The organism is Desulfuromonas sp. CSMB_57, from assembly GCF_020194955.2.
Lineage (GTDB): Bacteria > Desulfobacterota > Desulfuromonadia > Desulfuromonadales > Syntrophotaleaceae > JAFCIY02.
On sequence record NZ_JAFCIY020000022.1, the window covers coordinates 135,949 to 159,196 of the forward strand.

Annotated in this window: 19 protein-coding genes and 1 tRNA gene; 18 read left to right on the forward strand and 2 right to left on the reverse strand. The window is 61.6% G+C overall.

The genetic code is table 11. The annotated features are described in order from the left end of the window. Nucleotide 1: 1 nt before the first annotated feature. The 16 genes from JQN68_RS05840 to JQN68_RS05915 all read left to right on the forward strand — a co-directional run bounded on the left by JQN68_RS05840 (nucleotide 2) and on the right by JQN68_RS05915 (nucleotide 15,265). Complete coding sequence (locus JQN68_RS05840) at nucleotides 2-568, forward strand: anthranilate synthase component II (protein WP_225071520.1); 567 nt, start codon at nucleotides 2-4, stop codon at nucleotides 566-568. A gap of 19 nt (nucleotides 569-587) precedes the next feature. Next, nucleotides 588-1,646: an anthranilate phosphoribosyltransferase gene (gene trpD / locus JQN68_RS05845; RefSeq protein ID WP_225071519.1), complete on the forward strand. Its 1,059-nt coding sequence runs from the start codon at nucleotides 588-590 to the stop codon at nucleotides 1,644-1,646. Then, the gene (gene trpC / locus JQN68_RS05850; RefSeq protein ID WP_225071518.1) at nucleotides 1,643-2,425 is read left to right on the forward strand and encodes an indole-3-glycerol phosphate synthase TrpC; all 783 of its coding nucleotides are present in this window, start codon (nucleotides 1,643-1,645) and stop codon (nucleotides 2,423-2,425) included. The genes trpD and trpC overlap by 4 nt, the downstream gene beginning before the upstream one ends. Nucleotides 2,426-2,487: 62 nt before the next feature. Continuing rightward, complete coding sequence (locus tag JQN68_RS05855) at nucleotides 2,488-3,120, forward strand: phosphoribosylanthranilate isomerase (protein ID WP_225071517.1); 633 nt, start codon at nucleotides 2,488-2,490, stop codon at nucleotides 3,118-3,120. 4 nt (nucleotides 3,121-3,124) lie between these two features. Then, complete coding sequence (gene trpB / locus JQN68_RS05860) at nucleotides 3,125-4,318, forward strand: tryptophan synthase subunit beta (protein ID WP_225071516.1); 1,194 nt, start codon at nucleotides 3,125-3,127, stop codon at nucleotides 4,316-4,318. Between the two features lie 12 nt (nucleotides 4,319-4,330). Continuing rightward, nucleotides 4,331-5,662, forward strand: coding sequence for a DEAD/DEAH box helicase (locus JQN68_RS05865; RefSeq protein ID WP_225071515.1), 1,332 nt, complete (start codon nucleotides 4,331-4,333; stop codon nucleotides 5,660-5,662). Continuing rightward, complete coding sequence (locus tag JQN68_RS05870) at nucleotides 5,659-6,366, forward strand: uracil-DNA glycosylase (protein WP_225071514.1); 708 nt, start codon at nucleotides 5,659-5,661, stop codon at nucleotides 6,364-6,366. Before JQN68_RS05865 ends, JQN68_RS05870 begins: the two co-directional genes overlap by 4 nt. 23 nt (nucleotides 6,367-6,389) lie before the next feature. Continuing rightward, nucleotides 6,390-7,199 (forward strand): tryptophan synthase subunit alpha, encoded by an 810-nt coding sequence (gene trpA / locus JQN68_RS05875; protein ID WP_225071513.1) that lies wholly within the window; start codon nucleotides 6,390-6,392, stop codon nucleotides 7,197-7,199. 36 nt (nucleotides 7,200-7,235) lie between these two features. Then, on the forward strand, nucleotides 7,236-8,084 hold the full coding sequence (gene accD / locus JQN68_RS05880) for an acetyl-CoA carboxylase, carboxyltransferase subunit beta (RefSeq protein ID WP_225071512.1): 849 nt from the start codon (nucleotides 7,236-7,238) through the stop codon (nucleotides 8,082-8,084). 3 nt (nucleotides 8,085-8,087) lie between these two features. Then, a complete protein-coding gene (locus JQN68_RS05885; protein WP_225071511.1) occupies nucleotides 8,088-9,365 on the forward strand; it encodes a bifunctional folylpolyglutamate synthase/dihydrofolate synthase in 1,278 nt (425 codons plus the stop codon). Further along, on the forward strand, nucleotides 9,352-11,451 hold the full coding sequence (locus JQN68_RS05890; protein ID WP_225071510.1) for an LPS-assembly protein LptD: 2,100 nt from the start codon (nucleotides 9,352-9,354) through the stop codon (nucleotides 11,449-11,451). Before JQN68_RS05885 ends, JQN68_RS05890 begins: the two co-directional genes overlap by 14 nt. Before the next feature lie 178 nt (nucleotides 11,452-11,629). After that, complete coding sequence (locus JQN68_RS05895; protein ID WP_225071509.1) at nucleotides 11,630-11,929, forward strand: ComEA family DNA-binding protein; 300 nt, start codon at nucleotides 11,630-11,632, stop codon at nucleotides 11,927-11,929. A 135-nt stretch (nucleotides 11,930-12,064) separates the two neighbouring features. Beyond that, complete coding sequence (locus JQN68_RS05900; protein ID WP_225071508.1) at nucleotides 12,065-12,415, forward strand: FtsB family cell division protein; 351 nt, start codon at nucleotides 12,065-12,067, stop codon at nucleotides 12,413-12,415. 219 nt (nucleotides 12,416-12,634) lie between these two features. Further along, complete coding sequence (gene argS, locus JQN68_RS05905; protein WP_225071507.1) at nucleotides 12,635-14,299, forward strand: arginine--tRNA ligase; 1,665 nt, start codon at nucleotides 12,635-12,637, stop codon at nucleotides 14,297-14,299. 11 nt (nucleotides 14,300-14,310) lie between these two features. Beyond that, nucleotides 14,311-15,108: an SPOR domain-containing protein gene (locus JQN68_RS05910; protein ID WP_249621054.1), complete on the forward strand. Its 798-nt coding sequence runs from the start codon at nucleotides 14,311-14,313 to the stop codon at nucleotides 15,106-15,108. A gap of 80 nt (nucleotides 15,109-15,188) precedes the next feature. Further along, a tRNA-Met gene (locus JQN68_RS05915) sits at nucleotides 15,189-15,265 on the forward strand. A 143-nt stretch (nucleotides 15,266-15,408) separates the two neighbouring features. Here JQN68_RS05915 and gltA read toward each other — a convergent pair. Continuing rightward, nucleotides 15,409-16,839, reverse strand: a complete 1,431-nt coding sequence (gene gltA / locus JQN68_RS05920; RefSeq protein ID WP_225071505.1) for an NADPH-dependent glutamate synthase — start codon at nucleotides 16,837-16,839, stop codon at nucleotides 15,409-15,411. Nucleotides 16,840-16,845: 6 nt separating this feature from the next. Continuing rightward, the gene (locus JQN68_RS05925) at nucleotides 16,846-17,700 is read right to left on the reverse strand and encodes a sulfide/dihydroorotate dehydrogenase-like FAD/NAD-binding protein (protein WP_225071504.1); all 855 of its coding nucleotides are present in this window, start codon (nucleotides 17,698-17,700) and stop codon (nucleotides 16,846-16,848) included. Nucleotides 17,701-18,604: 904 nt separating this feature from the next. Here JQN68_RS05925 and JQN68_RS05930 point away from each other — a divergent pair. Continuing rightward, entirely contained in the window at nucleotides 18,605-20,140 is a 1,536-nt protein-coding gene (locus tag JQN68_RS05930; RefSeq protein ID WP_225071503.1) for a response regulator, read from the forward strand. 322 nt (nucleotides 20,141-20,462) lie between these two features. Beyond that, on the forward strand, nucleotides 20,463-23,120 hold the full coding sequence (locus tag JQN68_RS05935) for a valine--tRNA ligase (RefSeq protein ID WP_225071502.1): 2,658 nt from the start codon (nucleotides 20,463-20,465) through the stop codon (nucleotides 23,118-23,120). Nucleotides 23,121-23,248: the final 128 nt, after the last annotated feature.

Below are 23,248 nucleotides of genomic sequence, written 5' to 3' on the forward strand. Positions count from 1 at the left end.
CATGCTGCTGATGATCGACAACTACGACTCCTTCACCTATAACCTCGTGCAGTATTTGGCCGAATTGGGGGAAGAGGTCGAGGTCCATCGCAACGATCGCATAACAGTGGCTGAGATTGAAGCCCGCCAACCTCGCCGGCTGGTCGTCTCACCCGGGCCCTGTACACCGGCCGAGGCCGGTATTTCCGTCGCGGCGATTCAGGCTCTCGCAGGACGTATCCCCATTCTCGGTGTGTGCCTCGGCCATCAGGCTATTGGGTATGCCTATGGGGGTCGCATCATTCGGGCGGCGTCTCTGATGCACGGCAAGACCAGTCCGATTTTTCATGACGGTCGGGAGTTGTACGCTGGCATGCCCTGTCCTTTTGATGCCATCCGCTACCATTCCCTGGTCATCGAAAGGGCCTCCATGCCGGACTGTCTTGAAATCACGGCCTGGACCGAGGACGGAGAAATCATGGGGCTCCGCCACCGCCAATTGCCCCTTTGGGGCGTCCAGTTTCATCCCGAGTCGATTTTGACCGTGGGCGGCAAGAATCTTCTGAAAAACTTTCTGGACATCAGCTGACGCGGAGGCGGTCAACGGCATGATCAAGCAGGCCATTGCACAGGTGGTGGAAGGCCAAGACCTTTCCGAATCCCAGATGATCTCGGTCATGGATCAGATCATGGGCGGCGAAGCGACGCCGGCGCAGATCGCCGCCTTGATTGTTGCCCTGCGAATGAAGGGCGAAACGGTTGATGAAATCACCGGTGCGGCCCGCGTGATGCGGGATCGGGTGACGCCGGTCCGGGTCGGCCGGGTGCTGGATCTGGACCGCGAGGACATCAACCTGGATCTGGAAACCATGACGACGGTGCTCGATACCTGTGGCACCGGGGGCAGTGGCACCAAAAGTTTCAACATTTCCACCACGGTGGCCTTCGTCGTCGCGGCCTGTGGGGTACGGGTCGCCAAACACGGCAATCGCAGCGTTTCCTCCCTGTGCGGCAGCGCCGACGTCCTGGAAGCCTTGGGCCTCAATCTGGATGTCCCGGTGGAGACGGTGGAGCGTTGCATCGACGAGTTGGGCATCGGCTTTCTGTTCGCGCCGGCGTTGCATGGGGCCATGCGCCATGCCATCGGCCCGCGCAAGGAAATCGGCATCCGTACCATTTTCAATCTGCTCGGTCCCCTGACCAATCCCGCCGGCGCCGATCGGCAGGTGCTCGGGGTCTATCGGGAAGAACTGGTGGCCACCCTGGCGGATGTTCTCTGCCGGTTGGGCTGCAAGCGCGGCTTTGTCGTCCACGGATTGGACGGCATGGACGAGATCACTCTGACCAACTCCACCCGGGTGGCGGAAATCCGCGACGGCCAATATCGGGTCTATGGCGTGTCTCCGGAGGATTTTGGTTTTGAGATCTGCTCCCTGGATGCCTTAAAGGGTGGCGATGCGCGTTGCAACGCCGATTTGGTTCGGGGGGTTCTAGAAGGCGTTGCGGGGCCGCGCCGCGATATCGTCCTGCTCAACAGCGCTTTTGCCCTGGTGGCCGCCGGCCGCGCCGATACCATTGCCGACGGGGTGTCACAGGCTGCCGAGGCCCTTTCGTCCGGGCGGGCGCTGGCAAAACTCGAGGCTCTCATCAGGATGACCAATCAGTGATACTCGACGACATATTGCAGCACAAGCAGGCGGAAGTAGCCAGGGCCAGTCAGCAGCGTTCTCTGAACCGCCTGTGCGAACAGATCCGGGTGCAGCCACCGGTGAAGGGGTTCGCCGCGGCGCTGCGCCGACGCAGTGAGACCGGCACCGCCATCATTGCCGAAGTCAAGAAGGGCTCGCCATCCAAGGGCATCATCCGGTCCGATTTCGACCCGATAGCCATCGCCCGGGTCTATCAGGAAGCCGGCGCCGCCTGTCTTTCGGTACTTACGGACGAACGATTTTTCTTCGGTCACCTCGATTATCTGGCGTCGATTCGTGCGGCGGTGGACCTGCCTCTGCTGCGCAAGGACTTTATCGTCGATGCCTATCAGATTTATGAGGCGCGGGCTTTTGGCGCCGACGCGGTACTGCTCATTGCCGCCGCTCTGGATCTCTCCCGCTTGCAGGAGTTCTCCCGGCTGGCGGGGGAACTGGAGCTCGATGTGCTGCTCGAAGTGCATGATGAAGCCGAACTGGAGCGGGCGCTGCAAGTTCCGGCCGCCATGCTTGGCATCAATAATCGTAACTTGCAGACCTTTCATACCGATTTGGCGACCACCGAGCGTTTGCTGCCCCTGATTCCCGCAGGGCGTCTGGTCGTTGCGGAAAGTGGCCTCCGCCATCGTGCCGACATCCGCCGGTTGCAGCAGGCCGGTGCCCAGGCGTTTCTCATCGGCGAAAGCCTGATGCGGGAGGCGGATGTCGCGGCCAAACTGACGTCGCTGCTGAAGGATTGACGTCTTCTTCCGGGTTGAACGGCGCTGGCGCCGGCCGCCTTTTTCCAGGCAGGTAGCAAACGATGGCCTCGCTCCGGATTAAAATCTGCGGCATTACCTGCCTTGAGGATGCTCTGCACGCGGCAGACTGTGGCGCCGATGCACTGGGCTTCGTCTTTCATCCGGCCAGCCCCCGTTGTGTGACGCCGGCGCAGGCCGCGGACATTATTGCCGCGTTGCCGCCGCTGGTCACGACCGTAGGTCTGTTTGTCAATCGACCGGTGTTGGAGATTCGAACCGTGGCCCAGGACTGCGGACTGGATGTGATACAGTTGCACGGCGATGAAAGTCCGGCCGATTGTGGTGCCCTGATCGCAACACATCGAAGGGTGGTCAAGGCGGTGCGTTTGCGCGATGCCGGCAGCGTACAGGCGCTGGCTGCCTATCCGGCAACGACCATCCTGCTGGATGCCTGGGTGGCGGGTACCTACGGTGGCACCGGACAGCGCTGTGACTGGCAGGTGGCGGCCGCAATAGCCCGTCGCCGACGGGTCATTCTGGCGGGAGGTCTCGAGCCGGACAACGTCCGTCAGGCCGTGCAGCAGGTTGCGCCTTACGGAGTGGATGTCTCCAGCGGTGTGGAGCGCGCTCCCGGCCGCAAGGATCCCCGGCGGGTGGCGGCCTTTATCCACAATGCCCGAACTCTTATGGAGTAAATAAATGTACCGTTTTCCCGATTCCGATGGTCATTTCGGTCAGTTCGGCGGCCGATATGTGGCCGAAACCCTGATGCCGGCTCTGTTCGAACTGGAATCCGCCTACCAGGCGGCGGCGGCCGATCCGGCCTTTCAGCAGGAACTGGACGGCTACTTGCGCGACTATGTCGGTCGTCCCAGTCCCTTGTATCTGGCCCGCCGATTGACCGAGCACCTGGGCGGCGCGAAAGTATACCTCAAGCGGGAGGATCTCAACCATACCGGCGCCCACAAGGTCAACAATACCGTCGGACAGGCTCTTTTAGCCCGGCGCATGGGCAAGCAGCGGGTGATCGCCGAAACCGGCGCCGGCCAACATGGGGTTGCGACCGCCACCGTTGCAGCTCTGTTCGGCATGGAGTGCGAGGTGTTCATGGGCACGGAGGATATTCGCCGCCAGGCCTTGAATGTCTTTCGCATGAAACTGCTGGGGGCCAAGGTGCATGGCGTTACCAGCGGCGCGGCAACCTTGAAGGATGCCATGAATGAGGCGCTGCGTCATTGGGTGACCCGGGTGCGCGACACCTTTTACGTCATCGGCACCGTCGCCGGACCCCATCCCTATCCGGCCATGGTCCGGGATTTTCAGGCGGTCATCGGCCGTGAGGCGCGGGCCCAGATTCTGGCCGCCGAAGGCCGTCTGCCGGACGCCGCCGTGGCGTGTGTCGGCGGCGGTTCCAATGCCATGGGCCTGTTCCATCCCTTTGTCGAGGACCGGCAGGTGCGCCTGTTCGGCGTCGAAGCGGCCGGTCTGGGCGTGGCAACGGGCAAGCATGCCGCAAGTATCGGCGCCGGTTCCGTCGGCGTGTTGCACGGCAACAAGACCTATTTACTGCAAGACGAGGAAGGGCAGATCAGTCATGCCCATTCCGTATCCGCCGGCCTCGACTATCCCGGGGTCGGTCCGGAACACTCGTATCTGCACAGCATCGGCCGCGCGGAATATGTGTCCATCACCGATGACGAGGCCCTGGCGGCCTTCCGCCTGCTGACCGAGTTGGAAGGCATTCTGCCGGCGCTGGAAAGTTCCCATGCCATCGCCCAAGTTGTCAAAATGGCACCAACCATGCCGCGCGATGCAATCATCGTCGTCTGCCTTTCCGGGCGGGGCGACAAGGACATCCACACCGTGGCCGAGGTCATGGGCGTGGAACTTTAGACAGGACAAAACATGAAATTTTCCGAACTGAATCTGCCTGAAGCGGTGCAACAAGGCATCGCGGCGGTTGGATTCACGGATTTGACTCCGGTTCAGGAGCAATCCATCCCCCTGGCCCTGGCCGGCAAGGATGTCGCCGCCCAGGCCCAGACCGGCACCGGTAAAACGGCCGCTTTTCTCATCTCCCTGTTTGCCCGGCTGCTGCGCGGCGGGCCGCGCGCCAGCCAGGGACCCAGGGCCCTGATCATGGCGCCGACCCGGGAACTGGTGGTGCAGATTGCGGAGGACGCCAAGGGCCTCGGGGCCTTTTGCGATTTCAAAATTCAGGCCATTTTCGGTGGCGTCGATTACGACAAGCAGCGCCAGGCCCTCAAGGATGGCGTGGATATCATCATTGCCACCCCGGGGCGCCTTATCGACTATGCCAAACAGCGGGTGTTCAATTTTGATCGCATCGAGGCGGTGGTCATCGATGAAGCGGATCGCATGTTCGATATGGGCTTCATCAAGGATTTGCGTTATATTCTGCGCAAGCTGCCGCCTTTCGAGCGACGCCAGACCATGCTGTTTTCCGCCACCCTGTCGCGGCGGGTGATGGAATTGGCCTGGGAATTCATGGACTTGGCTGAAAAGGTCAAGATCGCGCCCGAAAAGGTCACCGCCGAGCAGGTCGAAGAGATCCTTTATCACGTCTCGCGGCGGGAGAAATTCGGGTTGCTGTTGGGGCTGCTGCAGCGCGAGGCGGATGCCAGCCGGGTGCTGCTGTTCGTCAATACCAAGCGCGAGGCCGAGCACCTGGCCGGCCGCCTGCAGGCCAACGGGCAGCAGGCAGCGATCATTTCCGGCGACATCCTGCAAAAGAAGCGGATGAGCATTCTGACCGATTTCAAAGAGGGCAAGCTCCGGTTCCTGGTGGCTACGGATGTGGCGTCCCGCGGCATTCATGTCGACGGCGTGACCCACGTCGTCAACTATGACCTGCCCCAGGATCCCGAGGACTACGTGCATCGCATCGGGCGCACCGCCCGGGCCGGAGCCAGCGGCAAGGCCATCAGTTTCGCCGACGAGGATCTGGTCTTTTACCTGGCCGACATCGAGGCGTATATCGGTCACCCCATCCCTGCCGTATTCCCCGTCGATGAAGATTTCGTCACCAATTACCAGCCCTATGCCCCGTCCCGCAAGGCGGCCAAGGGGCGCAAACCAGGGCCGACCAAGCCCGGCATGGGCAAGCCGGCCAAGGTCAGGGAAGAGGGCGCAGCAACCCCGCGCAAGCGGGCCCGGCGGCGGCGGGGCGGAGCCAAAAAAACCTCGACCGAGGCCCCGGAAAGCAGCGGTTCGTGAGCGTCGCCGCGCTTGAAGAATTAGCCGCCTGCCGGCGTTGCGCGCGTCTGGCGGCCTACCTGGACCAGCTGCCCCCGGCACGTGGCCGCGGACGGGCGGAGTACTGGAATCGGCCGGTGGCCGGTTTCGGCGACCGCCAGGCGCGCATCTGGATCCTCGGTCTGGCGCCCGGTGCCCATGGCGCGAACCGCACCGGGCGGCCGTTCACCGGTGATGGCGCCGGGGACTTCATGTATCCCCTGCTGTATCAGACCGGTCTCGCCAGCCAACCATCGGCGACCGCCTTGGGGGACGGTTTGGCTCTGCGCGATCTCTATATCAGCAACGCGGTCAAGTGCGCGCCGCCGGGAAACAAGCCGGCGCCGGCGGAGTTTGCCTGCTGTCGCCCCTTTTTGGCCATGGAGCAGGCCAAGCTGAACCGCTTGCAGGTGGTGGTGGCCCTGGGCCGCGGTGCCTATGACAGCTATCTGCGACTGTGCCGCGAACAGGGTATTATCCAACGGGTCGCGGACTACCCTTTTGCCCATGGGGCGCGTTACCGATTGTCGAACGGGCTCTGGCTGGTGGCCTGTTACCATACCAGCCGCTACAACGTGCAGACCGGCCGTATGACGGCGGTCATGTTTCTGGAATTGCTGGAGGCCGTCCAGGCGCTGGCGGCAGGGGCTGCCGTGGATGAGCATTCCGTTGAACAACCTTTTTAATGGCGAGCCAACAGGAAGGAACCATGGGACGCATCGAAGCGACCTTTGAACAATTGCAGCGGAGCGGCGCCCGGGCGTTGATCCCCTTCATCACCGCCGGTGATCCCGCAATGGGTATCACCGAACAACTGATTCATGCGCTGGTGGAAAGCGGTGCCGATCTCATCGAGCTGGGGGTGCCCTTCTCCGACCCCATGGCGGATGGTCCGACCATTCAGGCTGCCTCGGAGCGGGCGCTGGCGGCCGGAGCCACCTTGGCCGGGATTCTGGAGATGGTGCGGCAGGTACGGAAACATACCAATGTCCCCATTGTCCTGATGGGTTATTTCAATCCCGTTTTTCGCTTTGGTGTAGAGCGGTTTGCGATGGAGGCGGCCGAGGCCGGCGTGGATGGCGTCTTGTTGGTGGATCTGCCGCCCGAAGAAGCGGGAGAAGTGCATACTGCCTTTCGACAGGCCGGTCTACGGCTTATCACCCTGCTGGCGCCGACCACCCCGCCCGAGCGTATGGCGCGGTTGCGGGCAGTGGGGGAGGGCTACCTCTATTTCGTGTCCATGACCGGTGTTACCGGGGTCCAGCAGGTTGATGTCCGAGCCATCGAAGAGCAGGTGCGTGCTCTTCGAAAGGGCAGCCCTGTGCCGGTCGCCGTTGGTTTTGGCATTACCACGCCGGAAGATGCCGGCGCGGTGGCCCAGTTTGCCGATGCCGTGGTGGTGGGCAGTGCCCTGGTCAAAATCATCGCCGAATGCGGTGACGCGCCGGAATTGCTGCCCCGGGTGAAAGCTTTTATCCGGTCCCTGCGTGAAGGCATGGACCGGGCCAAAGCCGGCTGACACCATTTTTCACGCTCTAGCCTTCGAGGGATAAAGATGGCCTGGTTTCAGAAGTCCAAGGCGCCCATCGTGCCTGTTGCCAGCAAAAAAGTGAAGATGCCCGAGGGCGTCTGGCGTAAATGTCCCCACTGCAATGAAATTATTTATGCCAAGGAAATCGAGCGCAACCAGAACGTGTGCCCCAAATGCGACTACCATTTTCGCATTTCGGCCCGGGAACGGATCGCTCTGGTGCTGGATGAAGGTTCCTTTGTCGAACACGACGCCGACATGCAGTCCGTCGATTTCCTCGATTTCCGGGACACCAAACGGTACCGGGATCGCATCAAGCTGGCTATTCTGGCCAGCGGATTGAAGGATGCCGTGCTGTGGGGCGAAGGGACCATCGACGCTCTGCCGGTGGTGATGGCGGTGTTCGATTTTGGTTTCATGGGCGGCAGCATGGGCTCGGTGGTCGGTGAGAAGGTGACTCGGGCCATTGAACAGGCTCTGGCTAACCGTTGTCCCTGCCTGGTGTTTTCTTCCTCCGGGGGAGCGAGGATGCAGGAAAGCATTCTGTCCCTGATGCAGATGGCCAAAAGCAGTGCCGCTCTGGCGCGCCTCAAGGCCGCCGGGCTGCCTTTCATTTCAGTCCTGACGGATCCGACCACCGGCGGGGTCACGGCCAGTTTCGCCATGCTGGGAGACATCAACATGGCCGAACCACGGGCCCTCATCGGCTTTGCCGGCCCCCGGGTCATCGAGCAGACCATCCGCCAGAAGCTACCCGAAGGATTTCAGCGTTCCGAATATCTGTTGGAGCATGGCATGGTCGATATGATTGTCCGGCGGCCGGAGATGAAAGCCCGGCTGGCGCAGGTTCTCAATATTTTCATGAAGAACTGAGTCATGGACTTTCGGCAGAGCCTGGATTACCTGTATGGTCTGCAGCGCTTCGGCATCAAGCTCGGCCTGGACAATATCCGGAGCTTGCTGGACCGCCTTGGACAGCCTGCAGCCGGTCTGCCGATTCTCCATGTCGCCGGCACCAACGGCAAAGGGTCCACCGCCGCTGCGGCTGCATCCATTCTGCAGCGCAGCGGGCGTTCCACCGGACTGTATACCTCCCCCCATCTGCACTCTTTCACGGAACGCATCCAAATCAATCGCCAACCCATCCCGGAGACTCGGGTCGCCACCCTGACGGCGGAGCTTCGGGAAGCCGGCACCGGCCTGCCCCTGACTTTTTTCGAGTTCACCACCGCCCTGGCTCTGCTATATTTTCAGCGTCAGGCAGTGGATGCGGTGGTGCTGGAAGTGGGGATGGGCGGCCGCCTGGATGCAACCAATGTCGTCACCCCGGCGGTGTCGGTGATTACGCCCATCTGCCTCGATCATGCCGAGCATCTTGGTTCCAGCCTGGCGGCCATTGCCGCGGAAAAGGCCGGTATCGTCAAGCCTGGTACGCCGGTGGTGATCGGTGCCCAGCCGCCCGAAGCCCTGGAGGTACTGCTGGCCCGCTGTGGACAGAGCGGCGCTCCGGCCGTCCTCTGGCAGCGGGACTTCCAATGCACCAGTCATGCGGAGGGATTCGATTTTCAGGGCTTGGGCCTGCAACTGCCGAATCTGCAACCCGGTCTTCCCGGACGCCATCAGCACCACAACCTGGCCGTAGCCATCGCCGCCTGCAGCCTGTTCTGTGCCGGCAACCGACCCCTGCAGGAACAGGCCATACGGGAGGGGGTTCAGGCAGTGCGCTGGCCCGGGCGCCTGGAATGGTGGGGCGGCCGGCAGCGCATTCTGCTCGACGGGGCCCACAACGAGGGCGGGGCGCGGGTTCTGGCCGATTATCTCATGGACCTCCGTCCCGGCGCCGTTCGCTGGGTCGTAGGCATGAAGGGCCCGCGTCGGGCGGCGGACCTTTTGGCTCCGTTGCTGCCGCTGGTGACGCATCTGTACTGCACCGCACCGCGGGTGCCGGAGGCGGTGGCGCCCATCGAATTGGCTGAACTGGCGCGCGCGGCGGGAAAACCGGCCGAGGTTTTGGTCTCCCCGGCGGCGGCCCTGAGCGCGGCTCTGGCGGACAGCGATGCTGGGGACCTGGTGCTGGTGGCCGGGTCCCTGTTCCTGGTGGCTGAGGCCCGTGAATATCTTATGACGCAGGAGACGTACCGTGCTGAACACTAAAGGTTGGGGGCGGCTTGCCCTGGTGGGGGTTTTTTGCCTGCTGCCGTTTGGCGGTGCCTGGGGGCAAACCCCGGAGTCTGGGAGTAGCCGGGAACCGGTTGAACTGCAGGCTGAAGAGGTCCGTTTCGATCCGCAGCGCGGCATGTATGAAGCCTTGGGTGACGTGCATCTCAGTAAAGGGGAGCAGACGCTGATTGCCGATCGGGTTGAATATCATACCGAAACCGGTGATGCCGCGGCTTTCGGTGCCGTTCGGCTGGAAAGTCCGGAGGGGGTGGTCACCGGTGAGGCGCTGCAACTCAACCTGGAAAATGAAACCGGCCGCATCAGTAACGGCCGCATTTTCGTGACCCAACCCAATTTTCACGTTGCCGGCGCCGAACTCGAGCGGTTGGGAAAATACCGTTACCGGGTTCAGGACGGCACCTTTACCACCTGCGACGGCGAACGGCCGTCCTGGAAATTCAGCGCCCGGCGGCTGGATGTGACGGTCGGCGAATATGCCTGGGCCCGCCACGTGCTGTTTCATATCCATGATGTTCCGGTTTTTTACCTGCCCATTATCGGCTATCCGGTCAAACTCGAACGGGAATCCGGACTCCTCATGCCCCGCTTCGGTCATTCGGACAAACGGGGCCTGGAACTGTCCCTGGCCTATTACCAGGTGCTCGATCGACATCTGGATGCGACCTTTTACGTCGATTATCTATCCAAGCTGGGAGTCGGCAAGGGGCTGGAGTTCCGATACTTTCTGGGCCACGACAATGAAGGCGAAGCCAAAGCCTACCATGTCAGCGGGTTGCGCGGCGAAAGCGATCAACTGGCCTTCGAGTGGCAGCACAGTGGCACGCTGCCCGGCCAGGTGTGGCTGACGGCGGATGTGGAATACGTCAGCAGCCGCGATTTTTTCGATAATTTCGGCGAGGCGGCCGGTGATTACAACCGCGATACGGCCGAATCGGTGGTGGCCGCCAGCCGCAACTGGGGCAAGAACAATCTGGCCGGGCAGGTGCGCTATGTCCGCCAGCTCAAGGATGACAACGACCTGACCCTGCAGCGGTTGCCGGAGGTTCAGTTTGCCATGATCCGGCGGCGCCTCGGCTATACCCCTTTCTACTATCGCCTTGATGCCGACGGGGCCTATCTGTGGCAGGAAGAAGGGCTCAAGGGGGGGCGTATCGGTGTCCGACCGGCCTTCTCCGCCGAATTCAACCCCTGGGGCTGGCTTGAGGCCGGCGCCGAAATCGGCTATCGGGAGCGTTTCTACAGCGAATCCGACAGCCGGGAGCACCAGGGGGTGCCCGACCTGTCCCTGCGCCTGGGAACCCGTCTGTCGCGGGTCTATGATTGGAACCGCTGGGGCGTGGATAAAATCCAGCATGTCATGCAGCCGGAAGTCGGTTATGTCTACATTCCGAAAGTCGATCAGGGCAGCCTGCCGCAATTCGAAAGCGCCGATTTTATCGGCCGTCGCAATACGGTCAGTCTCGGCATCGTCAACCGCCTCACCGCCCGTTCGGAAAGTACCTCGGGAGAGGTCGATTATCGCGAGATCCTCTATTTTCGCCTGGCCCAGAATTACGATCTGAAGCCTTCCTGGCATGGGCTGCTGGAACCGGAAGGGCAGGAGTCCCGCTGGTCCGACCTGCGGGCGGAGCTGATTGTGCGGCCCACCCGCCAGAGTTACGTGGATATCGATACCCGCTATGATCTGGTCGGCGACCGAGGCTTACTGGTGCTCAACGCCGAAGGCGGGATTGACGACCAGCGGGGAAATCTCCTGGCCCTGCGATACCGCTATGCTCGGGACGTCAACGAGTATCTGGCCGCCCGGGCTGAAACCTCCTGGCTGAAACCGGTGTATGTCAGCTACGAGCAGCGCTACGCCCTGGACGGCAGCGTCACCCTGGAGAACCTCGTCAACCTGGAATATCGGGCGCAGTGCTGGAGTCTGTTCCTGACCTGGCGCGATCGCCGGGACGATCAGCAGATTCTGTTCGGTCTGGCGCTGACCGGACTTGGCCGGGTGGCCAATTACGGCAGTCGTCTGGGACGGCGCACGGACGAGGGTGTGACGGAACTGTAGCCGGCCAAGGGACCGCCGCTTGCGCAGAAGTCTGCTAGGCAAGCCATGGCGCTGGACGAGGAAAATTTATAAAATTTCATTGATCTATTTCATGGGATCGTGTTAACTGGGTGTCGACGGGTTTTCAGCCACCGGGATATGATGCAGCCCCAGTTATCCAATCTGAAAAGGAGGTTCCATGAGAAAGTTATGTGTAGTCATGTTGATGGTTTTGGGAACGTTTGCCGTGTCACCCATGACCGTCTGGTCGGCCGACCCGGCTCCCGCCACCAAGGCGGTTGCCAAAACCGTTTCACTCAACCGCTCCAGCGCCAAGCAACTGCAGTCCCTGGCGGGAATCGGGCCGGTTACCGCCCAGCGCATCGTGGAATACCGGGAGGCCAATGGTCCGTTTAAGAAGATCGAGGATCTGCTCAAGGTCAAGGGCGTCGGTCGCGCCACCTTTGATAAAATCCGCGATAAGCTTGTTCTGAACTGACCTGCCTGCGGTTGACGGACGCTACCGGCGGGCATGGGAAACGGCAATCGGGAAGGGATCTTTTCGACGTACGAATTGGCGAAAGACTCGGGATGGGCTCATTCAGCAATCAGGTGTGACCGGTGGAGGAAAATCATGTCGAATAGCAAGCCCCAGGAAAAAAAGCGGTTCCCTACATCCCGAATGCCCCTGGTGCCCATTGTCATCATTGTTTTGATACTGGCTGTGGCTTTGTTTGGCGAAAAAGGCGTGCTGCGCATGTTGCAGGCCAGGCGGCAGCGCGCCGATTTGGAGCAGCAGGTAGCGCGCCAGGAAGATACCAACCGCCGTTTGCAGGCGGAGGCACAGCGTTTGCAATCGGACCGGCGATATATAGAAAATATCGCCCGTCAGGAACTGGGGATGGTAAAAGAGGATGAAATCGTTTACCAGTTTCCCGACGATTCCGGGAAATCGGATCAGGCTCCGGCGCCTCCCAAACCCTGATTGGAACACTATGGCGGCGGATGGGCGTCATCATCGCCTCCCTGTTTTTAAACCCGGCACCAGCCGGGTTTTTTTCTGTGGCACGCTGCTTGACAGGGAGCTTGCCGGAACGCTAACATACCCTATTTTCAGCTGCCAGGCTGGAAGGCCCGGTTTCGGCAGGCTCCGACCGTTTCGCGGTTCCGCACCAAACCATAAATTCAACAGAAAGAATCATCCATGAAAGAACGTTTGCAGCAGCATATCAGACGGGCGCTACAGAGCTGTTTCAGCCAGGGGCAGCTGCACTCGGGACATTGCCCCGATTTCACCGTCGAAGTTCCGGCCCATGTCGAGCATGGCGATTTTTCCACCAATGTGGCCATGCTGTTGGCCAGGGAGGAGAAACAGGCGCCTCGCAAAGTGGCCGAAGCGCTGGTGGCCGCTCTGGGGCAGGGCGACGGCCTTTGGAATCGGGTCGAGATTGCGGGCCCGGGATTCATCAATTTCTTTCTGACCCCGCGGTGCTGGTTCGGCGTGCTGGATGAGGTGGTGCGTCAGGGGCGCAGCTACGGCTGCGGTCAACAGGGCGCAGGACGCAAGGTGCAGGTCGAGTTCGTCAGTGCCAACCCGACCGGTCCCCTGCATATCGGCCATGGTCGGGGCGCCGCCACGGGAGATGCCGTGGCTTCGGTGCTGCAGGCTGCGGGATACCAGGTGCAACGAGAATACTATATCAATGATGCCGGCAACCAGATGGATACCCTGGGACGTTCTCTGTATCTGCGGTACCGCGAGCTTTTGGGAGAAGACATTGCATTCCCCCAGGACTGCTATCAGGGGGTCTACATCAAGGATTTGGCCCGCGAGGTGTTGGAGCGGGACGGGGAACGATTGCTGGAATTGCCGGAAAAACAGGCCATCCGCCATTTTGCCGAATATGGCGGCGGTCGGATCCGGAACGGCATCGAAGAGGATTTGCAGGCTTTCGGGGTAGGCTTCGACAACTGGTACAGCGAGCAGGGTCTGTATGATCGGGGCGAAGTCGAAGCAGGCATCGCCCTGCTCAAGGAGCGCGGTCTGACCTACGAACAGGAAGGTGCGCTGTGGTTGCGCACCAGCGATTATGGCGACGACAAGGACCGGGTGCTGGTGCGTTCCAACGGAGCCACCACCTATTTTGCCTCCGATGTGGCCTATCACAAGGAAAAATTCGAGCGTGGTTTCGACCTGGTAGTGGATGTCTGGGGTGCCGACCACCATGGCTATGTGCCTCGCATGAAGGCCATGTTGGCCGGGCTGGGACGCAACCCCGAGGATCTGCAGATTATCCTGGTGCAACTGGTTAACCTGTTGCGCGACGGCCAGCAGGTAGCCATGAGCACCCGATCCGGCGAGTTTGTGACCCTGCGCGAAGTCATCGACGAGGTCGGCCGAGACGCCTGCCGGTTCTTTTTCCTCATGCGCCGTTCCGACAGCCAACTGGATTTCGACCTGGAATTGGCAAAAAAACAAAGCAATGAAAATCCGGTATATTATGTCCAATATGCCCATGCCCGGATCTGCAGCATCAATCGTAACGCCCGGGATCAGGGCCTGCAGCCGCCGGAACTGGGCCAGGTGGATGTCGATCGGCTGACTCTCGATGAGGAACTGGCCCTCGCCAAGGCGCTGGACCGCTATCCGGAAACGGTAGCCGGGGCGGCGCGGCATTTTGAGCCGCACCGCATCGTGTTTTATCTGCAGGATCTGGCGGCCAGGTTCCACAGCTACTACAACAAGGAGCGGGTCCTGAGTGAGGATCCGGAAACCAGCCGAGCGCGGCTCTATCTGGTAAACTGTGTTCGAACCGTGCTGCAGAATGCTCTGCTGTTGTTGGGAGTGTCAGCGCCAGAAACCATGTAGGGGGAGTTGCCATGAATCGTCAGGTTGGATTGCGCACCCAGAGGCGGATGGAAAAGCGCCAGAGCTTGCTGTTGCTGATATTGGCCCTGGTTGTGGCCCTGGTCAGTTTTTCCTTGGGGGTGATGGTAGGTCGGGGCGGACGCGGAGAGGCCCCGGTGGCCGCGGTGACGACGGCTGAACCGCAGCGGATTGCCATTCCCGCCCCGCCGGAGCCGGTGACCGAGGAGCCCGGCGACGGTATCACCGAAACCGTTGTGACGGACGATTCCAGTGCATCGCAACTGACCTTTTATGACAGCCTGCCCCAGGGCAAGCAGCCGCCTCTCGGCAGCGGCATCAACCTGCCGCCCGGTTCCGGGAGCGAGCCGTCCAAGGCATCCGCGTCTGCAACATCCACTCCCCGGCCCGCGGCGGCTTCCGCCCCGACGGCTGCCACGGCAACAGCTCCCCGGCCGGTAACGGCCAGTGTTCCGGCCCCCAAGGCCGTAACACCCAAACCCGCGCCGGCCGTAGCGCCCACCCCCGCGCCGCCGGCCGAGAAAAAAACGGCCCCCGCCAAGTCCGACAGCGGTGCCCTGTATGTGGTGCAAGTGGCTTCCCTGAAGGAAAAAAGTGCTGCCGACGGCTTGCGGGATCGCCTGGCCCAGAAGGGCTTCCCCGCCTATGTGGAAGGCGTCAACCTGGGGGAAAAAGGCTACTGGTACCGTATTTATGCCGGACCCTTCACCAGTCGCGAGGCTGCCAACAGCAGTGCCGCCGCCATCAAGGCGGACCGACTGGCCACGTCCACCATCGTCCGGGCGCGCTGAGCCTTCCAGGGTACTGGAAAAAGATTGCTGAAAAAAGATTTGACATGGCTTGGCGATTGACGTACTATCCCAACTCTTGACGCGGGGTGGAGCAGCTTGGTAGCTCGTCGGGCTCATAACCCGAAGGTCGCAGGTTCAAATCCTGCCCCCGCTACCAAAACCAAAATTACGGGAACTTGCAGTGATGCGGGTTCCCGTTTTTTATTGCTGTTCTGCGAATTTGTGCAAAATACTAGGCCCGTGCAACTCCGTTGCACGGGCCTAGTTAAGTTTGGAAAGATTTGGGGGTGAATCTGCTGCCTATTGTTTGGCAGTGTGGTCGCCCTTCTTCTGAAGATATTCATCGATGGAGCGGGCCGCCGTTTTGCCGTCGCCCATGGCCAGGATGACCGTGGCGCCGCCGCGGACGATGTCGCCGCCGGCGAAGACGCCGGGCAGGTTGGTGGCACCGTTTTCGTCCGTTTCGATGTTGCCCCACTTGTTGAGCTTCAGGTCCGGTGCGGTGGCGGTCAGCAGCGGATTGGCACGCGTGCCGATGGCATTGACCACCACGTCTACTTCCAGTTCGAAGGTGTCGCCGGGAATGGGGACCGGGCGGCGGCGGCCGGAAGCATCCGGTTCGCCCAGTTCCATGCGCTGACAGAGCAAGCCCCTGACCCAGCCCTGCTCGTTGCCGAGGATCTCCAGGGGCGCCGCCAGCAGGATGAATTCGATGCCCTCTTCCTTGGCGTGGTGGATTTCCTCGATGCGGGCCGGCATCTCCGCCTCCGTGCGGCGATAGAGGATGATGGAGCGCTCGGCGCCCAGGCGCCGCGAGGTCCGCACCGCATCCATGGCGGTATTGCCGCCGCCGATGACGACCACCCTCTTGCCGTGGATGATGGGCGTGGGGCGGTCGCTGCGCCAGGCCGCCATCAGGTTGACGCGGGTCAGGTATTCATTGGCGGAATAGACCCCCTTGAGGTTCTCGCCGGGGATGTCGAGCATGACTGGCAGGCCCGCCCCGTTGCCGATGAATACGGCATCGAAGTCCCGCCGCAGTTCGTCCAGGGTGAGGGTCTTGCCGACCACGACATTGCACTCGATTTCCACGCCGAGGGCTGTCAGGCGCGCGACCTCCAGGTCGACGATGCGCTTCGGCAGCCGGAATTCCGGAATGCCGTAACGCAACACGCCGCCGGTTTCGTGCAGAGCTTCGAAAACCGTCACCGCGTGTCCCATGCGGGCCAGTTCTCCGGCCATGGTCAGACCGGCCGGACCGGAACCGACGATGGCGACCTTCTTTCCGGTCGGCGCCGGCAGCGGTTCATGGGGCAGTTGGTCGGGGTGGGCCATGGCCCAATCGGCCACATACCGCTCCAGGTAGCCGACGGCCACCGGAGCGCCTTTGGCGCCCCGCACGCAAACCGCTTCGCACTGGGTTTCCTGAGGACAGACCCGGCCGCAGACCGCCGGCAGGGTATTGTCGGCTAGCAGGATGCGCGCCGCTTCGGGAAGATTGCCTTCCGCCAGGGCGGCAATGAATTCGGGAATCCGAACCCGTACCGGGCAACCGGCCACACAGGGCCGGTTCTTGCACAGCAGGCAGCGTTGCGCTTCGCGGATGGCCTGTTCTTCGGTCAGACCGAGGTTGACTTCCGCGAAATTGGTGTTGCGCTGTTGCGGGTCCTGCTCGGGCATGCGCACCCGCTCGATAGCCATCCGTTCTTTGGGGGAGAGAGTCTTTTTCATGGTATGTTATCGCTTGACCTTGATGATTTTGTCACGCAGTTCCTGGGGCAATTCCTCCAGCAGAACAGCTTCCTGTTCCCGGTACATGGTCAGCCGGTCCATCAGCAGCTTGAAGTCGACCTGATGGCCGTCGAATTCCGGACCATCGACGCAGGCGAATTTGGTTTCTTCGCCGACCTTGACGCGACAGCCGCCGCACATGCCGGTGCCATCGATCATGATGGGGTTGAGGCTGACGATGGTCTTGATGCCATAGGGCCGGGTCAACTCCGCAACGGCCCGCATCATGGGCACCGGGCCGATGGCAAAGACCGCGGCCGGGCGCCGCTCCGGGTCGTCGATGAGATCCTGCAGGACGTTGGTCACAAAGCCCTGCTGTCCGGCGCTGCCGTCCTCGGTGGCGATAAGCACTTGGGAAAAAACCGCCAGCTCGTCGGCCAGGATGATGTAGGGCTCCGAACGACCGCCGATGATGGTGGTCACTTCGTTGCCGCCGGCCGCCAAAGCCTTGGCCAGGGGGTACAGGACCGCCGTACCGAGGCCGCCGCCGACGCACACGACCCGGCCCCAATGTTCGATATCCGTGGCCTTGCCAAGGGGGCCGGCGATGTCCCGCAGGCTTTCGCCCACCGGAGTACTGGTGATTTTCAGGGTTGTGGCTCCCACGGCCTGGATGAACAGGGTAATGGTTCCGGCCACCGGGTCGGCATCGCCGATGGTCAAGGGTACACGTTCTCCACCGGCCTCCGGATGGACAATGACGAACTGGCCCGGTTGACGGGCCTTGGCTATGCGCGGTGCCCTGATGACCATACGGTGGACATTGGGCGCCAGCGTGTCGTTTTGCAGAACTTCGAACATGAATTACTCCAATGGAACGGAATTATGCCTTGTCGGGCCGATTGCAGCCGCCGGCAGCCATGATGATGAAGGATTGAGCACGTTCACCGGGCACGTCTCGGGAGCGGTTCGCAGGGAACGAACATGACTTAACCGCTCCATGCTAACAGCCTTGCCGGGAAAATTCAATCAATTACCGGGTAGATCAGCAACTTTCCGGCTGCTTGCCCCTTTCTTTGGGAGTTCCGTAACGGGTTGGAAATTTGGATGAAATGGCCCTGACGTGGAGCCGTATACGCTTTTGACGGCCTGCCGATGGCAATTGACGGCCTTTTCTGTTGTCGGTCGTAGCGGTTGTCCCGCGGTTGCCCGGACGATGGTGGCGGGGTGTTCGGTGATGGCTGGGATGTCTAAAATATAGTCAGCGGTGCTCCAGGTTTGGTTTAAGTGTATAAAAATTAGACGTCATGGGCATGGAACGGGCCGCAAAATGGTTTTTTCAAAAGGGATCGCGTGGTATGCTTGGCGGGCAATTCAGGTCCCGGAACACCTTCCTCAGGGTGCCCCGCCGGTCTTCTTCAGGCCCCCGGCAAGGTTTTCCCGAGAGGGCATAACCTATTGAATTTTCCGCTTAATAAACTTGACAGGTCAGGATCCCTGTGTTAGCGTTGAACCGTTTTTTTATCCATTGCGATGCGTGCCCATGAGGGGCTTTTGTCAGGCAGATCCATTGTCTTCCGTTGTCGGGCCACTTGGGGCCGGATGATTTGGTCAGGCAGAACCGGTCGTGCCTGTCTGCGGGCTGTAAAGCCGGCTGGGTTGCTCCTTGTGAATCGGGGGCGGCAGTCGTTGCAGCCGGAGGCAGGATGCCGGGAACCGTTTCAAATACAGCCGTCTTCTTTATCATGGGGCGCAGGAGGCTTGAATGAATAAAAAGCTGTTGCTGGCCGATGACAGTGTGACCATCCAGAAGGTTGTCGGGATCATTTGCACCGGTGAGAACCTCGACCTGACCACCGTGAGCAACGGTGATGCCGCCCTCCAGGAAGCCCGTTTGCGGCGGCCCGATCTGATTCTTGCCGACGTCGTCATGCCCGGGAAAAACGGCTATGAACTGTGCGCCGCGGTCAAGCAGGAGCCGGAGTTGCGGAATGTTCCGGTTTTGCTGCTGACGGGGGCCTTCGAGCCCTTTGACGAGGCGCGTGCCCGCATGGTCGGGGCCGATGGCTGGATTGCCAAGCCCTTCGAATCCCAGTCCCTGCTCGACAAAATCGAGGACCTTCTGGTCCAGGCCATGGCGCGTCCGGTGCCTTCCGTTGCAGAACCGGCGGCGCCCGCCGCGCCGGCCGCGGCCGACATGTGGGAGGAGCTTCCCGGTTTTCAGGAGCCGGAACCCTTTGTTGCCACGCCTGCCCCCGGCCCGGAGTTGGCCGACGCCGTGCCGGCGGCGATGGGGTGGGACGATCAGGAACTGGCCGCAGTGGTTGCAGCTCGAGACGCGGAGGCGTTGGGTGACGGCGAGCCCCATGCCGCCGCTTTCGGGGACTGGTCTGCGGAGATTCAGGAGCCGCCGGCAACGTCCGCTGGGCCGGCTGGGAACATGTTGTCGGACGCCGAGGCGTGGCCGGAGGACGACGACGATGAAATTCTCTTTCTTGATGAAAGCGACATCATGGAAGAGTACTTTGAGCCCGAGCCTGATCTGTCCGGTCTCGATGCACCCGCACCGACCGCGCCGGATGTCGGCCCGGGCACCGACGAGGTGCCCTCCCTCGATGAGTTGATGGCCGAGGAGGACATGGCGGCACCGGCATTTCCGCCGACGATGGATGAGCCGCAGGGTACTCCGCAATGGTTGTCCTACCAAGAGCCGCAAGAGGTCGAAGACCAGATTGACGAGCCGGGGGTTGATGAATTGGCCGATGCAACCTGGCCCCCCTTCGGCGAGCAAGAAACCGCGCATGGGGGAGAGGCTTCCGGCGCTGCGGCGGCAGACGCGGAGGTTCGGAGCACCAACGGCCTGGCGTTCTTTCAGGATAGCGGCCTGATTTCCCGGTTGGCGCAACCGGCCGCCGAATTGCCCGAGGAGGTCGATACCGTCGATTTCGGGTTCGAGGATAACTTTGCCGAGGCGCCGGCGACCATCGAGGCGACCGATTTCCACGTTGGCGGGTTGGATGCCTGGCAGGAAACTCCGGCTATTGGCGCTGATGAAATTTCGGTCGTCGCACCAGGCTTGGCCGAGCCGATCGCGGCAGCGGGTCCCGTTCCGAGCGCCGAAGAACGCCTCCAGGCTCTGAGCGAAGAGGATTTGACCCGTATCGTCGAGCGCGTTGCCGGGCAGGTTCTGGAACGTTTGGCCGGCAGTATCGTGGAGCGGGTGGTTTGGGAAGTGGTGCCGGACCTCGCGGAATCCATGATCAAGGATGAAATCGCCCGGATTCGGGCTGAAGCACAGTAGCCGGCCTGCCGGGCGGTGCGTTTCGTAAGTCGCCTTGTAACTATTCAGCATGGTGGAACAGTGCCTCGCGCCGCCCACCCCGAGGTTCGCATGAACCCATCCCTGGGGCTTGACTGGCGCCATCCGGGTGCCAGACACCCTCGGGGAGGACGTCCCGAACCCCTGTGCTGAACGGTTACGTTGCCTTGCAGCAGGTCAAAGCTTGCGACCATACGGCCGTTGACGGCTGAAACGGGGATTGTTAAATCCCCGTTTATTTTTGTTTAAGGGGTGCCATCCTCCGGGGGATGGTGAAACCCATTGCCTAAAGGATGGACGGTCCATGGAGTCGAAACTCGAAAAAGGATACGAACCGCACCAGGTTGAAGCCAAATGGTACGGATTCTGGGAGCAGAACGGGTATTTTCACGCGGACGAGCACTCCTCCAAACCGCCTTTCTCCATCGTCATACCTCCGCCCAACGTCACGGGCGTGCTGCATATGGGCCATGCCCTCAACAATACCCTGCAGGATATCCTGACGCGCTGGAAGCGCATGAGCGGTTTCGAAGCCCTTTGGCAGCCGGGCACCGACCATGCCGGCATCGCCACTCAGAACGTGGTGGAAAAGCAGCTGGCAGCGGCCGGCAGCGATCGCCATGAGCTGGGCCGGGAGGGTTTCGTCGAGCGGGTCTGGCAATGGCGGGAGGAATCGGGCGGCCAGATCATCAACCAGCTCAAACGACTGGGGGCCTCCTGTGACTGGCCGCGGGAACGCTTCACCATGGATGAGGGCCTGTCCCGGGCGGTGCGGGAGGTGTTCGTCACCCTCTACGAGGAAGGCCTCATCTACCGCGACAACCGGCTTATCAACTGGTGTCCGCGTTGCCATACCGCCCTCTCGGATCTGGAAGTCGAACATCAGGATCAGCAGGGTCAGCTTTGGCATCTGCGCTATCCGGTCAAGGACAGCGACCGTTTTCTGACCGTCGCCACCACCCGACCTGAAACCATGCTCGGCGACAGCGCCGTGGCGGTGCATCCGGAGGATCCCCGTTACGCCGATCTCATCGGCCAGTCGGTGGTTCTGCCCCTGCTGCAGCGCGAAATTCCCATCATCGCCGATGAGTATGTCGAGAAGGAGTTCGGCAGCGGCGCGGTGAAAATTACCCCGGCCCACGATTTCAACGACTTCGAGATCGGCAAGCGCCACAACCTGGAATTCATCAACATCTTCGATCCTTCCGGGGTGGTCAACGAAAACGGCGGTCCCTATCGGGGCTTGGACCGGACCGAGGCCCGCAAGCGGGTGCTGGCCGATCTGGACGCTGCCGGACTTTTGGAAAAGACCGACAGCCACCTCAATGCCGTCGGTGAGTGCTATCGCTGCAAGACCGTTATCGAGCCCTACATGAGCCTGCAGTGGTACGTCAAGGTCGCGCCCCTGGCGGCCCCGGCCATCGCCGCCGTGCAGGAAGGGCGGACCCGCATCGTTCCCCAACAGTGGGAGAAGACCTATTTCGAGTGGATGAACAACATCCGTGACTGGTGCATCAGCCGCCAGATCTGGTGGGGTCATCGTATCCCCGCCTGGTATTGCGAAAGCTGTGGCGAAGTGACCGTCGCCCGCCAGGACCCCGATGCCTGCAGCCATTGCGGCGCGGCCCGACTGCGTCAGGAAACGGACGTCCTCGACACCTGGTTCAGCTCCGCCCTGTGGCCTTTTTCCACCATGGGCTGGCCGGAAAAAACCGTCGCATTGGACAAGTTCTACCCGACCTCCTGCCTGGTGACGGCCTTCGACATCCTGTTCTTCTGGGTCGCCCGGATGATGATGATGGGCCTCAAGTTCATGGGCGAGGTGCCGTTCCGCGAAGTCTACATCCATGCCCTGGTGCGGGATGCGGAAGGCCAGAAGATGAGCAAGAGCAAGGGTAACGTCATCGATCCCCTGACGGTCATCGACGAGTACGGCACCGACGCCTTCCGCTTCACCCTGGCCGCCTTCGCCGCCCAGGGCCGGGACATCAAGCTGTCCGTGGAACGCATCGCCGGCTACCGCAATTTCGTGAACAAGCTTTGGAACGCCAGCCGCTTCGCGCTGATGAACCTGGAGGACTTCGAACCCGCCGGCATGAACTTGTCCGGGGCCCGGCTGTCCCTGGCCGACCAGTGGATTTTCGCGCGGCTGGCCGAGGTTCGGCAGGAGGTGGAACAGGCCCTGGCGGAATACCGTTTCAACGAGGCGGCCGGCGCCCTTTATGCCTTCACCTGGCACAGCTTCTGCGACTGGTATATCGAGTTGAGCAAGGATGCCCTGTACGGTGATGATGCAACCTGCCGGCAGACCACTCAGGCCGTGTTGTTTACCGTTTTGGAACAACTGCTGCGCCTGCTGCATCCCTTCATGCCCTTTGTCACCGAGGAAATCTGGCAGGCTTTGCCCGGCACCCGCCCGGTGCCGTCCATCATGCTGGCGGCCTATGTCGACGGCGATGGGGCCGCCGTGGATGGCGCGGCAGCGGCGCGCATGGAGCAGATCATGGAAGTCATCAAGGGCATCCGCAACATCCGCGGCGAGATGAACGTGCCGCCCGGCAAGCGCATCGATGCCGTACTTGATTGCAAAACTCCGGCGGCGGTCGCCGTCATGGCCGAGGGCGAAAACTATCTGCGCACTCTGGCCCGACTCGCGTCCCTGGACTGCGGCGTCGGTGTCGCCCGGCCGCCCCAGGCTGCCACCCAGGTGGCCGGCGAGGTGGAAATCCTGCTGCCCCTGGCCGGACTCATCGATCTGGACGAAGAGCGCAAACGTCTGCAGAAGGAAATCGGCAAGGTGGAAAAGGACGTGGCCCTGTTCAGCAAAAAGCTCTCCAACGAGGACTTTGTGGCCAAGGCCCCGCCCGCGGTGCTGGAAAAGGATCGCGCCAAACTCGTCGAGGCCCAGGAAAAGCTGGCCATTCTCCAGGAAAGCCTGAACAAGGTCCTGGCCTGGCAGTAACGCCGGACCGGGTGGCGGCAACCCGCCGCCGGACCCGGTAAAGGGCGCTCAAAGCTCGACTTCTCCTCGCTCCAATTGCCTGGGTGCCGGTCCGCAATAACCGGCCCGGCACCCAGGCGTCAAGGTTC